The organism is Sphingobium sp. B8D3B (assembly GCF_025961875.1).
In the GTDB taxonomy this organism is placed as follows: domain Bacteria; phylum Pseudomonadota; class Alphaproteobacteria; order Sphingomonadales; family Sphingomonadaceae; genus Sphingobium.
Genome location: NZ_JAOQON010000001.1, coordinates 2,308,317 through 2,320,399, shown reverse-complemented (window position 1 = coordinate 2,320,399; position 12,083 = coordinate 2,308,317). Strand labels below are relative to the sequence as shown.

13 protein-coding genes and 1 pseudogene are annotated in these 12,083 nt (G+C 61.0%); 9 read left to right on the top strand and 5 right to left on the bottom strand.

Going from position 1 to position 12,083, the window contains the following annotated elements:
* The first annotated feature begins 36 nt into the window (after positions 1-36).
* From M2343_RS10895 to M2343_RS10870, 6 genes and pseudogenes are all read left to right on the top strand, one after another.
* Positions 37-930, top strand: a complete 894-nt coding sequence (locus M2343_RS10895; protein ID WP_264576658.1) for a LysR family transcriptional regulator — start codon at positions 37-39, stop codon at positions 928-930.
* Positions 931-1,035: 105 nt separating this feature from the next.
* Positions 1,036-2,595, top strand: a complete 1,560-nt coding sequence (locus tag M2343_RS10890; RefSeq protein ID WP_264576657.1) for an aldehyde dehydrogenase (NADP(+)) — start codon at positions 1,036-1,038, stop codon at positions 2,593-2,595.
* Positions 2,596-3,368: 773 nt separating this feature from the next.
* Positions 3,369-4,394 carry a lipase family protein gene (locus M2343_RS10885; protein WP_264576656.1) on the top strand — a complete coding sequence of 342 codons (1,026 nt, stop codon included), beginning with the start codon at positions 3,369-3,371 and terminating at the stop codon, positions 4,392-4,394.
* Between the two features lie 62 nt (positions 4,395-4,456).
* Complete coding sequence (locus tag M2343_RS10880) at positions 4,457-5,587, top strand: alpha/beta hydrolase (RefSeq protein WP_264576655.1); 1,131 nt, start codon at positions 4,457-4,459, stop codon at positions 5,585-5,587.
* A 299-nt stretch (positions 5,588-5,886) separates the two neighbouring features.
* Positions 5,887-6,038: pseudogene (locus tag M2343_RS10875) on the top strand (IS5/IS1182 family transposase); the annotation flags it as partial.
* Between the two features lie 13 nt (positions 6,039-6,051).
* Complete coding sequence (locus M2343_RS10870; RefSeq protein ID WP_319799403.1) at positions 6,052-6,441, top strand: VOC family protein; 390 nt, start codon at positions 6,052-6,054, stop codon at positions 6,439-6,441.
* A 67-nt stretch (positions 6,442-6,508) separates the two neighbouring features.
* On the opposite strand, the gene M2343_RS10865 is transcribed toward M2343_RS10870, so the two are convergent.
* The 5 genes from M2343_RS10865 to M2343_RS10845 form a co-directional block, all read right to left on the bottom strand.
* Positions 6,509-6,940, bottom strand: coding sequence for a DUF488 family protein (locus tag M2343_RS10865; protein ID WP_264576653.1), 432 nt, complete (start codon positions 6,938-6,940; stop codon positions 6,509-6,511).
* A gap of 318 nt (positions 6,941-7,258) precedes the next feature.
* Entirely contained in the window at positions 7,259-8,116 is an 858-nt protein-coding gene (locus tag M2343_RS10860; RefSeq protein ID WP_264576652.1) for an ImmA/IrrE family metallo-endopeptidase, read from the bottom strand.
* Between the two features lie 59 nt (positions 8,117-8,175).
* The gene (locus M2343_RS10855; RefSeq protein WP_264577545.1) at positions 8,176-8,673 is read right to left on the bottom strand and encodes a helix-turn-helix domain-containing protein; all 498 of its coding nucleotides are present in this window, start codon (positions 8,671-8,673) and stop codon (positions 8,176-8,178) included.
* A gap of 5 nt (positions 8,674-8,678) precedes the next feature.
* The gene (locus M2343_RS10850) at positions 8,679-9,296 is read right to left on the bottom strand and encodes a GNAT family N-acetyltransferase (RefSeq protein ID WP_264576651.1); all 618 of its coding nucleotides are present in this window, start codon (positions 9,294-9,296) and stop codon (positions 8,679-8,681) included.
* Positions 9,296-9,535 carry a transcriptional regulator gene (locus M2343_RS10845; RefSeq protein WP_264576650.1) on the bottom strand — a complete coding sequence of 80 codons (240 nt, stop codon included), beginning with the start codon at positions 9,533-9,535 and terminating at the stop codon, positions 9,296-9,298. The genes M2343_RS10850 and M2343_RS10845 overlap by 1 nt, the downstream gene beginning before the upstream one ends.
* Positions 9,536-9,654: 119 nt before the next feature.
* Here M2343_RS10845 and M2343_RS10840 point away from each other — a divergent pair, with 119 nt between their 5' ends.
* From M2343_RS10840 to M2343_RS10830, 3 genes are read left to right on the top strand one after another with little or no spacing between them, the layout of a single operon-like run.
* A complete protein-coding gene (locus M2343_RS10840; RefSeq protein WP_264576649.1) occupies positions 9,655-10,620 on the top strand; it encodes a CBASS oligonucleotide cyclase in 966 nt (321 codons plus the stop codon).
* A gap of 5 nt (positions 10,621-10,625) precedes the next feature.
* Positions 10,626-11,144, top strand: a complete 519-nt coding sequence (locus M2343_RS10835; protein ID WP_264576648.1) for a hypothetical protein — start codon at positions 10,626-10,628, stop codon at positions 11,142-11,144.
* The gene (locus tag M2343_RS10830; RefSeq protein ID WP_264576647.1) at positions 11,144-12,079 is read left to right on the top strand and encodes an AAA family ATPase; all 936 of its coding nucleotides are present in this window, start codon (positions 11,144-11,146) and stop codon (positions 12,077-12,079) included. The genes M2343_RS10835 and M2343_RS10830 overlap by 1 nt, the downstream gene beginning before the upstream one ends.
* The last annotated feature ends 4 nt before the right edge of the window (positions 12,080-12,083 follow it).

The window sequence follows — 12,083 nt, the reverse complement described above, 5'->3', positions numbered from 1 at the left end:
TGCGGAGGGGGCATGAAAAGAGATATCGCCAGTTCGGTGTTCGAGCTGATTCAATTACGATGTTTCGTCGCCGTCGCTGAGGAGTTGCACTTCGGCCGGGCAGCGACCCGCCTGAACATGACGCAGCCACCGCTGAGCCGGCAGATTCAGGTTCTCGAACGCATCCTCAAGGTCAAGTTGTTCAACAGGAATAGCCGGCTGGTCACGCTGACCCCGGCCGGGAGCGCATTCCTGGTCGAGGCGCGCCGCATCGTGCAGTTGACCGACAGCGCCGCCGCCATCGCCCGCAGCGCAGCTGAAGGGCGGTCTGGCATCCTGCGTCTCGGCTTCACCGCCGCGTCCGGCTACAGCTATGTTCCCCGTCTGCTGGCCCATGCGAGCGACGTCCTTCCCGATACCCATTTGCTCCTCCGGGAGATGGTGAGCGGCGAACAGATCGAGGCGCTCATCACCAACCGGATCGACGTTGCTTTGTTGCGTCCGCCGCTCCGCCGCCCCGAGTTTGCATCGCACCTCGTCCTCAAGGAGCGCTTCGTCGTCTGTACGCCTGCCAGGATTCCGGCGGAACAGCGTCCGCGGCATCTCGTCGATTTCGACGGCTTGCCATTCATCATGTATGCGCCGGACGCTGCCAGATATTTCCATGATCTTCTCGCCGGTCTCTTCGCCACGGCAGGCGCCGCGCCACGCCATGTTCAGCATGTCACCCAGATCCATTCGATCCTTACGCTCGTGGGAGCAGGCCTGGGCTTCGCCCTCGTGCCAGAGGCCGCCAGCCGGCTGCATCCGGAAGGGGTGGTGTTCTCCCCGCTGGAAGAGATCGAGCCGCTTGTGGAGCTGCATGTCGCTTGGATGAAGGACGTCAACAATCCTACAATCGAGCGCTTCCTTCGTGCATTGGAAGGCGTTCCCGCTTCACAACCTGTCTGAGTGCGCCCCATCGATGCGGCAGCAGCATCGATCCATTCCGTCTCGCGATTGGGTGCGTCGGTTGGCACCGGATAAGGCGCTCCAAAGTCTGAATGGAGCGAGATCATGCCTGTCACTGGAGAGATGCAACTAGCCGGACAAGAAACCAAGGGGGAGGCTGGCATCTTCAATGCCGTTTCCGCATCCTCTGGTCAGGCCTTGGAGCCGAAATTCCGAGGGGCTTCGCAGCGGCAGCTCGAAGCGGCATGTGAGGCAGCAGACGCTGACTCGGCTGCATTCGCCCAAAGCTCGCCCTGGGTTCGTGCCGGCCTGCTCGAGGCAATTGGCGCCAAGATCGAGGGTATCGGAGATGAATTGATCGAGCGCTGCATGGCCGAGTCAGGACTTCCACGCGGTCGCCTCGAAGGCGAGCGAGCGCGGACCATCAATCAGCTGAGCGCTTTCGCCGCAATGCTGCGCGACGGACGCCTCGGCACCACGCGCATCGACAAGGCGAATCCGGATCGTAAGCCCGCACCAAAACCAGACCTGCGCCTCGTCCATATCGGTCTCGGACCCGTGGCTGTCTTCAGCGCTTCCAATTTCCCCTTGGCGTTCTCCGTCGCAGGCGGTGACACTGCCGCAGCGCTGGCTGCCGGATGCCCGGTGATCGTCAAGGCGCATTCGGCCCATCCTGGCACCTCGGAGCTGGTCGGCCGTGCCATCCGTCAGGCCGTTGAGGAAGCAGGTCTCCCGGGAGGCATCTTCTCCATGCTTTTCGATGACGGACTTTCTATCGGTCAGGCGCTCGTCGCCGACAGGCGAATACAGGCGGTTGGCTTCACCGGTTCCCGCAAGGGAGGCTTGGCGCTGATGGAGATCGCCGGTCGCAGGCCGCAGCCCATCCCGGTATATGCAGAGATGAGCGCCATCAATCCGGTGATCCTGCTTCCCCATCGCCTCGAAGCCGAGGCTGAGGCGGTGGGGGCCGCGTTCGCAGCCGCACTGACGCTCGGTGCCGGTCAGTTCTGCACCAATCCCGGTCTTGTCATCGGCATTGCCAGCGAAGCGCTGGATCGTTTCATCGACGCTGTCGCCCACGCAATCAAGGCAGCCCCTGCGGCTCCCATGCTCACGCCGGGAATTCTGGAAGCCTATAATGCCGGCACGAAGCGGCTGGGCGCCGTGGATGGAGTCGCCCAGCAAGCGTCCGGTCAGCACGCTCCGAATTGTGGTGCGAGCGCACTGTTTGCAACGGACGCGGCGACGTTCCTGTCCCACGACAGCCTGCAGGAGGAAGTCTTCGGTGCCTCGTCGCTCGTCGTGCGATGCGATACGCTGGAGGAAGTCGAAGACGTTCTTTCGAAAATGGAAGGCCAGCTGACCGTCGCGATCCACATGGCACCCGAGGATTACCCCGCCGCTCGCCATCTGATGCCCATCATCGAGAGGAAGGCGGGGCGGATCATTTCCAACGGTTTTGGAACCGGCGTGGAGGTCTCGCCTGCGATGGTACATGGCGGGCCATTCCCGGCCACCAGCGACGGACGATCCACGTCGGTTGGCACGCTGGCAGTCGAACGCTTCCTGCGCCCCGTCTGCTATCAGGACATCCCCGACGAGCTTCTTCCTGCGCAGGCGAAGGAGAGCAACCCTTGGCTGATCTCGCGTCAACTGCTCTGCTAGGCTGGATACATTTGGGGGCGGTTCCGACCTATCGGAGCCGCCCCTTTCTCAGGCGGCGGAGCGGGCTGAGGTTGGCAAGATTCTGTGGCGCAAGGGCACACACAGCGGATGCGAGACGGGCCGAAGCTGATCCTTTCGTCCGGCGCTCTGGCCTTGCTGGCCATTGGGAAGCGCGTGCGTTGCTGCTGGACGCGGCAATGGCTTTATAACGCTCGCTTACGATGAAATGTGTGCAATTCAGAATTGCCGGACTGGATATTGTTCTTGCGCGTCGATGATGCTCAACAGGCATCGTTGAGAACGGTCATAGAATTGGACAGTCGCGTCCACTGCCGCGACGCTGACGCAAGCAGCCGCGTAAGCGTTACATCGCAGGGAGAGGGTGGCAAGATGCCTCGTCAGAGATTGGTCCTATTCGCATCACTGACGACGGCCAGCGCCAGCCGAGCGCACGTGCAAGCGGGCAGCCCTCCGCGACCATTAATAGCTACAGTATCCCGGGCGTTCCCAGCGGGATCTATAACGTGATCAGACGCGCCGATCATGCTGGCGTGAGGCTCAAATATCGACTGCAGCCCGATTTTGAGAAGCGAGGGTATATGAGAACCGCGATCAGCTGGAGCCTGGCTATGCTCATGATGATGGCGGGACCGCAGGCGACAGCCGGGACCCTCCCAATCGGGCGCGCGGCTGGCGATGTGGACATCTCCCCCTTCTACCGGTGGACCTCACCTCTGCCTGAGCAGCCGGGACGTCTGCTTAGAGAAGAGCCGATGCCTAGCGATCTGGCACCGCCGCACGCCGGCAAGGCCACTCGGATCCTCTACACGTCTACCGACGGACGATGGGAGAGCGGCCTGTTGCCGGTAAGCGGCGCGCTCTATCTTCCCAAGGGGAAAGCGCCCGCCGGCGGTTGGACGCTGATCGTCTGGTCGCATGGAACACTTGGGGTTTCCGACGCGTGCGCCCCGTCGTGGGTGGGAGCCAATGCGCGCGATCGCGCCTATGTCGATCGCTGGCTTGAGAAGGGGTACGCGGTTGTCGCGCCTGACTATCAGGGGCTTGGTGGACCGGGGCCGCACGCCTATACCATCTGGAAATCGGAAGGTCAGTCTGTGCTGGATGCTGCGCGAGTGGCGGTCAGGATGGACAAGCGGATCGCCAACCGCATCGTCATCACTGGGCAGTCGCAGGGGTCGGGCGCATCGCTCGGCGCGGCGCGCCTTGCGCGCAGCTATGCGCCCGATCTCAACGTAAAAGGCGCCATTGCGACCGCGCTGGTGACGACCTTCCCAGATGCCTCCGGTAAGGTGGATGCGCAGGAGCCCGGGGATTCTCCGCACTACATCATCTACAGGATGGTGGGTGGAAGCCTTCCGGACGGGTCTCCTCCCCCGGAGACCTATCTGACGGAGAAGGGCAAGCGGATGCTGGAGGTTGCGCGCACGCGGTGCGACCCGCGCGTTGTCGCTGCTCAGGAAGATATCACGACGGAGAACGCCTTCTCTCGTCCCACGGCCGACCTCAACGCCCTGTTGGGGCCTGTCGGGGCATCGACGCCGTTCAGGACTGCCTTTCCACTCATGATCGGCACAGGACTGGCCGACGAGCTTATCCCCGCGGCCCGGCAAGCCAAGGGCGTGCGGACGATCTGCAAGGCCGGCAATGTCGTGCTCTGGAAGCGCTATGAAGGTGCCAACCACAGCGATACGCTGACCCGGTCGTTCGACGATGCGGAGGCGTTCGCCAGGATCGTGACTTCTGGCCGCGCCGTCGCATCGGATTGCGGGACGCTCTGAAGAGGGCCCCCAGCCGGTTCAGTAAAGATGATCGAAATCGTTCAAAAGGAAGAGAGGATCTGATGAGATATAGTCTTGGTCTTGCCACGATCGCCGCGGCCTTGGCCTTGTTCTCCGGGCCGCTCCATGCGCAGGATGACAATTCGATATCACCTTCCACCCAGACTGCCCCCCCCATCAAGGGCCGGGTTGATCGGGTGAAGGTGCACGGCGTGTCGTTGGCGGGCAACCTGATGGGCGAGACGGACTCTCCGGAGGTGTCGATCTATCTTCCGCCGAGCTATGCTAAAAATCCAAAGCGCCACTATCCGGTGATCTATTTCCTGCACGGTTACAACGGCGCGGACACGCAGTATTTTCGAGATCCGGGCCCGCGCTACGCGACGACAGCTGTTGAAGAGGCCTTCTCCTCCGGTGCCGCACAGGAAATGATCATTGTCATTCCGAACTGCATGAACGGATATGGGGGGTGCATGTACTCTAATTCCCCGGTGACGGGGAACTGGGAGGACTTCATTGCGGATGACCTCGTTGCCTATGTCGATCAGCATTATCGTACCCTCGCGAAGCGGGAGTCCCGCGGGATCGCCGGCCAGTCAATGGGTGGCTATGGCACGCTCCGCATCGCCATGAAGCGGCCGGACGTGTTCTCGTCGATGTGGGCCATGGCCCCATGCTGCCTGAATCAGGGCTATCCTGCCAGCAACCCCGTCGGCCAGCAGACGGCCATCGAAGCAATCAAAACGATGGATGACCTGAGAGCGCATCAAGCGAAGGTTAAGGCCTCCGGCCGGTCGGATCATGTGGTGCTGGTTGCCTTCGCCACGGCGGCTGCGTGGTCTCCCAACCCGGACAAGCCACCATTCTATTTCGATCTGCCGGTGAAAGACGGGGCCATCGTCCCCGAGGTCGCAGCGCGATATGGGGCGAACTCACCGCTAGCGCTCGTGTCGCAGTTTGCGCCCAACCTGATGAAATACAAAGCTCTTGCGCTCGACGTGGGGAGGGACGATTCACTTCTTCCAAGCATCCGTGAATTTGATGCAAGGCTTAACCAGCTGAAGATTCCGCATGCCTTCACGGTCAGAGACGGTGACCATGGCAGTCATGTCGTGTCGCAGATCGGCACGAAAATTTTACCCTTCTTTTCCCGAAATCTGAGTTTCCAGGCGTCTGGCGGGGCTGAAAAATAAGGCTGTCCGTATGAAGGAAGGTTCACCCTTCATCGCGCCGATTGCCGCCGGGGCCTGTTCGTGGTCGACGACCTGCGCCATTTCCTTCACGCTGAATTGTGAGACAATCTTACGAAGATGATTTTCAAACAATAGTTAACGGCGCAGCAATCGGTATGATTACGGCGGCGCGATGCCGGCATCGCGCCGCCGCTCAGGCTGAAGCATGCGATAGCGATAGGCCGCGTCGTTTAGCCGGTTTCGTCCGGCTTCACTTCGATCGGCGGGCGTTGCTCGCCCGTGATGTTGAAGCACAGCCGATCCAACATGACGAGCGCCGCTACAGGGATCGCTCGCGGGTCGAGGCCATGTCCTACCGGCTCAAGGACTTCCGCCGCATCGCCACCCGCTACGACAAATTCGCCAGAAACTTTCTGTCAGCTGTAAGCTCGCCGCCGCTGTCGCGTTCTGGCTTGAAGGACGCTATGCTCCTAGACAACGAGGAAAGATTTATGGCCGTCAAACGAATTATCGCCAATATCGCTGCGCCGCAGCCCGAAGCAGCGCGGTCGTTCTACTGTGACATACTGGGCCTCGAAGCTGTCATGGATCATGGCTGGATTATTACCTTTGCTGCGCCAGAGGTAGACACCCGACCGCAGGTCAGCATCGCAAGCGAAGGCGGTTCTGGAACGGCTGTCCCTGACCTCTCTGTTGAAGTCGACAATCTCGATGAAGTCCAGCAGCGCATCAAAAGCGCCGGCCTGGAACTCGAATATGGTCCAGTCAACGAGCCATGGGGCGTTAAGCGCTTCTATGTCCGCGACCCGTTCGGACGCCTCATCAACGTTCTAAGCCACTCCGGCCCCGCATAGCTCCGGCCAATTGAGCCTCGACACTAGGGAGGAGGGCCCTAGTTGGATTTGCGAACATATCTGCCGCTCATGCGAACAAATGCGTGACCTCTGCGTCAGGCATGAGAGCGCCAATCAGTAGAGAACGGTGACAACTTTCTGGGTTGCGTTCGAAACAAAGCAAGGCGGTAGGCATCTCGTTCACGAGGTCGCATAACTGCGCTCCTTGCGCGATTGCATCGGGCAGTTCCAGCTGACCGGCATAAACCTCGGCCAAGCGAGCATGATCGCCTTTTCTCGCAGCTTCGCGGCCTGCAGGGGGCGTGCCAAGAGCCTTCAAGCCGACATAGGCAATATCCGCCTCTCGTAACCCGGCCGCCAAAATATTCTTCGAAAAGCCCGGTCGGCGGGAAAGCGGGACTGCGCGAACGTCAGCGACGCATTTCACTCTGGCACGAAGCAAAGAGGATACAAACTCCGCCTGGGTCGCACCTTCATATCCGATCGAAAATATCCTCATTCCCTGTAGATAGGAAGCTCGGCGGTTATACCTATGGTAAGACTTGGGATGGTCGCCTCCCGCCAACATCTCGGACGTTCAAATCGTTGAACGAGCATCCCGAAAGCGCCCATTCGTTCAGTTCCGTTTTAATGACGCGAACTGCGACAAAACGGTCGTATATTCGCTCGGCTCTGAATGTCTGGCTAAACCGAAACCGGTCTTTCATTGAGCAGCGCCACGCCTCTCTCGTATGTCCAAGGATGTTGGACAGACGCGGACCTCGGTTCACTTAGCGCAGGCTCGGCGTCTACGTGAACGTCGCTTGTCGAGTATTCTTCAAGTGGCGCGGGGCTGGGGCCGCGACCAAACGCCGAGAGTGAGGGCTTCATATCGGTTGAAGAAGGTCTCGAATGCAAAGAGGTGTCGATCTCCGTTGCGATCAAGGAGCATAACTTCTTCTTGACCAAGGAGACCGCCCGATTGGCTACCGCAATATGCTGCCACGACGCTGAAGAGTTGCTGCTCGGTGATTGAGCCGAAGCGTTCGCGAAACTCCGGACTTTGAATGAAATAGCGGCAAGGATTAGAAGGGTCGAAATCGGCTTTGCGGCGGGAGCGATGGGGGTGCCCTGAAACCATGGCGATGATAGGACGTCCGACGCTGGCCTGCTCTGTCAGTCGCCACAGTGTCGAAGTGATAGTGTTGCCATAGACCCCGCCAAGTCTGCGGACGAGGTCGAGCGAGGGTACCTCGGACGCTGCCTCCTCGACGAAGCGGCCACCGAGGAACAATATCTGGCCAGCGGCATAATTGGCCTCGGCCTCCATGATCTCGTGACAGCTCGGCGTGAGGGTCTCCAAGGTATCTCCGAGCATCATCCCCTCATGCCATGGAATGATGTCATGGCCAATTTCGTGCGCCTCGTTCCAACGGTGCTTAAGTTGAGGAAGGTCCTTATCGAGAAGGATCCGTTTCTGATCAGGCAGGTAGAGCGCCTTGAGGCTTAGGGTGCGGACGGCATCGGCCAGCAGCGTCGGACGTTTTAGCACCTGAATGCCCGCCACCTTTAGCCGAGAGAAGGTTTCGCGAAGGACACCGTCATCAGTCGTGCTGTAATAGGCGCGGTCGAGCCGCAGGAGCTCGCGAACGACACGCAGGTCGAGGGGCGGCGTCGGGTTGCCGAGACCACGCATGATCTTGGTGACCTGTTCGTCGATGTCCTGGGCGGTGCGTTGATCGAGCGCGATATTCTTTACTGAGATCGTTTTGGCTCCTGCTGACCCAACACCGCGACGAATGCGCTCAAGGCGGCGCTCTCTTCCGGGGTCAACTTATGCACCGCCTCGGACCGAGCCGCAAAGCGGACCGCCTCCTCGCGCAGGCCGGCATCGTTCGCCGCCGTTAATCCGGCGAGCTGCATAAGACGTGCCTGAGGCACGTCGAACATGCGCGCGAGCTGGTAGACGGTGCGTGGCCCCGGCACATAATGCACGTCTTCTTCGATAACGAGAAGCTCACTCGCATCCACTCTGGCGGCATCGGCCAGTTTTTCGATGCTCATACCCTGCCGCCGGCGCATCAGGTTGATGAACCGTCCGAACGCGATGCGGCTTTCCTCGCGCGGCGCGATCTGTTCGTCGGCCTCGCTCTCGGGCGCAGGATCGCGCGCAAGCAGGCCGGCACCGATCGTGTCGTCACCTTCGGCAATGGCGCGCTTGACCCACCACTCCTTGCTTCGCTCAATTCGCATAGCCTTCACTCCTCCTCGAGGAACGCGCGAGCCCGATCTTCGGTCATCTCGAAATAACGCAATCCCTGGTATGCGGCGTCGGGGCCCAGATCGATGAGGCCCGAACGCCGGTAGAAATCATCCGCTTGTGGCAGCGAATGCAGGCCGAGACGGCCCTTGAAATCCTCGTCCAGCGACAATGACACCGCTGCGGTGAGCAGTGCGGTTCCGACGCCCTTCAATCGTGGGACATCGCCGAGGTCAGAACGGTTCCACGGCGCGACTTCCAGATAGTCGACATAAGCCAGCGGCTTGCCCTGATGCTCGGCCGCGCGGCCCGAGCGCGTCAGATCAACCTGCGCGAGGCCCTGGGTCATCCCCTGGGCGACAATGCTGAAGCCCGGATAGGCGAGCAGACCTGCCACGCCGGCGCGCTTCTGACGCCAGTCCCAGTGCCAGCTCTGCGGCCAGTCTGCCATCGGCACGCCACGCCGCGCTAGCTCACGGAGGATCTCGATAAGGGCGGGTTGCCACTGCGTTTGCCAATCGACGAGCTGCTTCTCTTCGATGGCATCGCGCAACTCGGCCTCGACGGGTTCGCGTGTATCGCCCGTGACGAGGAAGATGGGCGAAATGTCGACCATCAGAGCAGCATCAATTCTGCCTTCTCGCGGGTATTCTCGTTCTCGAAGACGAGCTTGTCACCCTTCTCCACGCGCACCTCGATCGCCTGGTAGAGCCGCAGCGCCTGCCGCAGAACCGCGGTCTTCGAGAGATCCTTGCGTGCGGAGAGATCATCGAGAACCCGCATCTCCGAGTCGGTGAGATTAAGAGTCATCGTCTTCTTCACATCCGCCTCCATGCCCCGACGCCCTTTGCTCATATGGGGTTTTCCACGATTCTGTCAACAGATAATGGCTCATTTTACACCACTTGAATAGCTAAGAAGTAGCTACTATATGGTGAATCGTTGAATAGAAATCCATGCCAGGGAGGCATTCCGTGTCACGTCAGCATGTCGATCATCGCGAGATTGCGGCCTTCGCGCAGGACAAGGTCAATCTTCCCAAGGACTGGGCGGACACTTACCGCGCACAGGCGCGGGGTCTGCGTGAGCGGCTGGAGCGCTACCTCGACGAGCATCCCGATTTCTCGCTCAAGCGGATGCAGCTGTCCGGAAGCCTCGCCAAGGGCACTGCGCTCAAGACACTCAACGATATCGACGTCGCCTGCTATGTCAGCGGCGCGAACGCCCCGCACGAAATCTCGGCGCTGCTCGACTATATCGCCGAGCGCCTGCGCAAGGCCTATCCGAACTTCTCGGCCGATCAGGTCAAACCGCAGACTTACAGTGTCACCGTCTCGTTCAAAGGATCGGGGCTCGACGTCGACGTCGTGCCAATCCTCTACGACGGCGACCCGCAATGGTATGGCAATCTCGTCAGCCAGGAGGACGGCTCATTCTTGAAGACGAGCATCCCGCTGCACCTAAACTTCTGCAAGAAGCGCAAGCAGGCGCAGGAAAAGCATTTCGCGCAGGTCGTGCGGCTCGTTAAATATTGGGCGCGACGGATGAAGGCGGAAAATTCCGACTTCCGATTCAAGTCCTTCATGGTCGAGCTGATCCTCGCCAAGCTGTGTGACGACGGCCTCGATTTCTCGGACTATCCCGACGCACTCCAACACTTCTTCACCTATGTGGCGCGGACGCGGATGCGCGAGAAGATCGTCTTCACGGACTGCTATGCCGCCTCGAAGGTCGGCACCTTCACCGAGTCGGTTCAGATCATCGACCCGGTTAACGAGGTCAACAATGTCAGCCGCCTCTACACGGGCGCCAACGCCGACCTCATCGTCGACGCCGCGCTCGAGGCGGGCGATGCCATCGATTCCGCCCTTTATGCACCCACCAAACAGGAGACCGTCCGCTACTGGCAGAAGGTCTTCGGCCCCTCCTTTCAGGTGTAACGATCATGGCTTCCAGCTTCACGCTCTCGGCGTCGACCAGCTTCACGATCACCCATGCACGGCACATGGCGGCCAAGGTCGCCGCCGATCTCAAGCGCATGCAGCGCCACTATGGTGAGCCGAGCGACACCGCCATCGCCAATTATGAGGAAGAGGTGGTCCAACTCCTCAAGGCTGGTTATCTCGGCACCGTTAGCTATGGCTACAAGCGAAACGGTAAATGGATCGAACCGACCCTGCGCTACACGGCTCAGGACCTCATGGGCACCTCCGGTACCGACGATGATCCGGGCAAGATCAGGCCGTGGGCCGATATCAACGGGGCGACCTTCTACAGCTACCTGACCTATTCAGCGGCTTGGGATAGCCTTAGCAGCGATCAGCGCGATACCTTCAAGAAATCACTGCCATTCTATCGGGGTGGCGCGTCCGAGCCCGGCATCAGCGGCTATGTCGAGCACGACCGCACCTATTCGGCGGGGGGCAAGGCGCTCGGCCGCTCTTCGGTGAGGAGCTTTACCTGATGTCTGAACAGATCGATGTCGCGGCCCTGTTCGAGCGTCGCATCAGCTATCCGGACCCAAGCGCCAAGCAGCGTCTCGACCGTCTCGTCGGCATCGACGACAACAAGCTCCGGCTATCCAAGATTCTCGGTCTGCTCGTCAACCGGGCGGGCCTTGAGAAATGGGCGAGGACGCACCACCCGGATGCACAGCTGCTGCTCGACACCGTCACCCGGCGCCCACCGCTCGTCATCCTCGCCGGCGACGTTGGCTCGGGCAAGACCGAGCTTGCCGAGACGATAGGCGACATGGTGGCGCGCGCCGAGGATATCGACGTCACGCTGCTGCCCTTGAGCCTCGCCAGCCGCGGCCAAGGCATGGTTGGGCAAATGACGACGCTGCTCACCGCCGCGTTCGATTATACCGCGACCGAAGCGGCCAAACTCAAGGCGAGCGGCCGCTCGCGCGGCGCGATCATCCTGCTCGTCGACGAGGCCGATGCGCTTGCCCAATCGCGCGAAGCCGCGCAGATGCACCATGAGGATCGCAGCGGCGTCAACGCGTTCATCCGTGGTATCGACCGGCTCGCCAACGAGCAACTTCCGGCTGCGGTCATCATGTGCACCAATCGGCTCAGCGCGCTCGATCCCGCGGTGCGGCGGCGCGCTGCGGACCTGCTCGCCTTCGACCGGCCCGACGAGGCCCGCCGCCGCGAGATTCTGGCCCCACGGCTGAAACCGCTCGGGTTCAGCACCGGCGAGATCGAGACAATGGTTTCCCTCACCGGCTCACGCGCCCGGAACGAAGCCGGCTTCACCTTCTCCGATCTCACCCAGCGGCTGCTGCCCGCGATCGTGCTCGACGCCTATCCGGAGCGCGCCGTCACGCCCCGGCGCGCTCTTGAGATTGTCCGCGAGATGGCGCCAACGCCGCCCTTCCGCGACGGACCCGCGTGAGGCA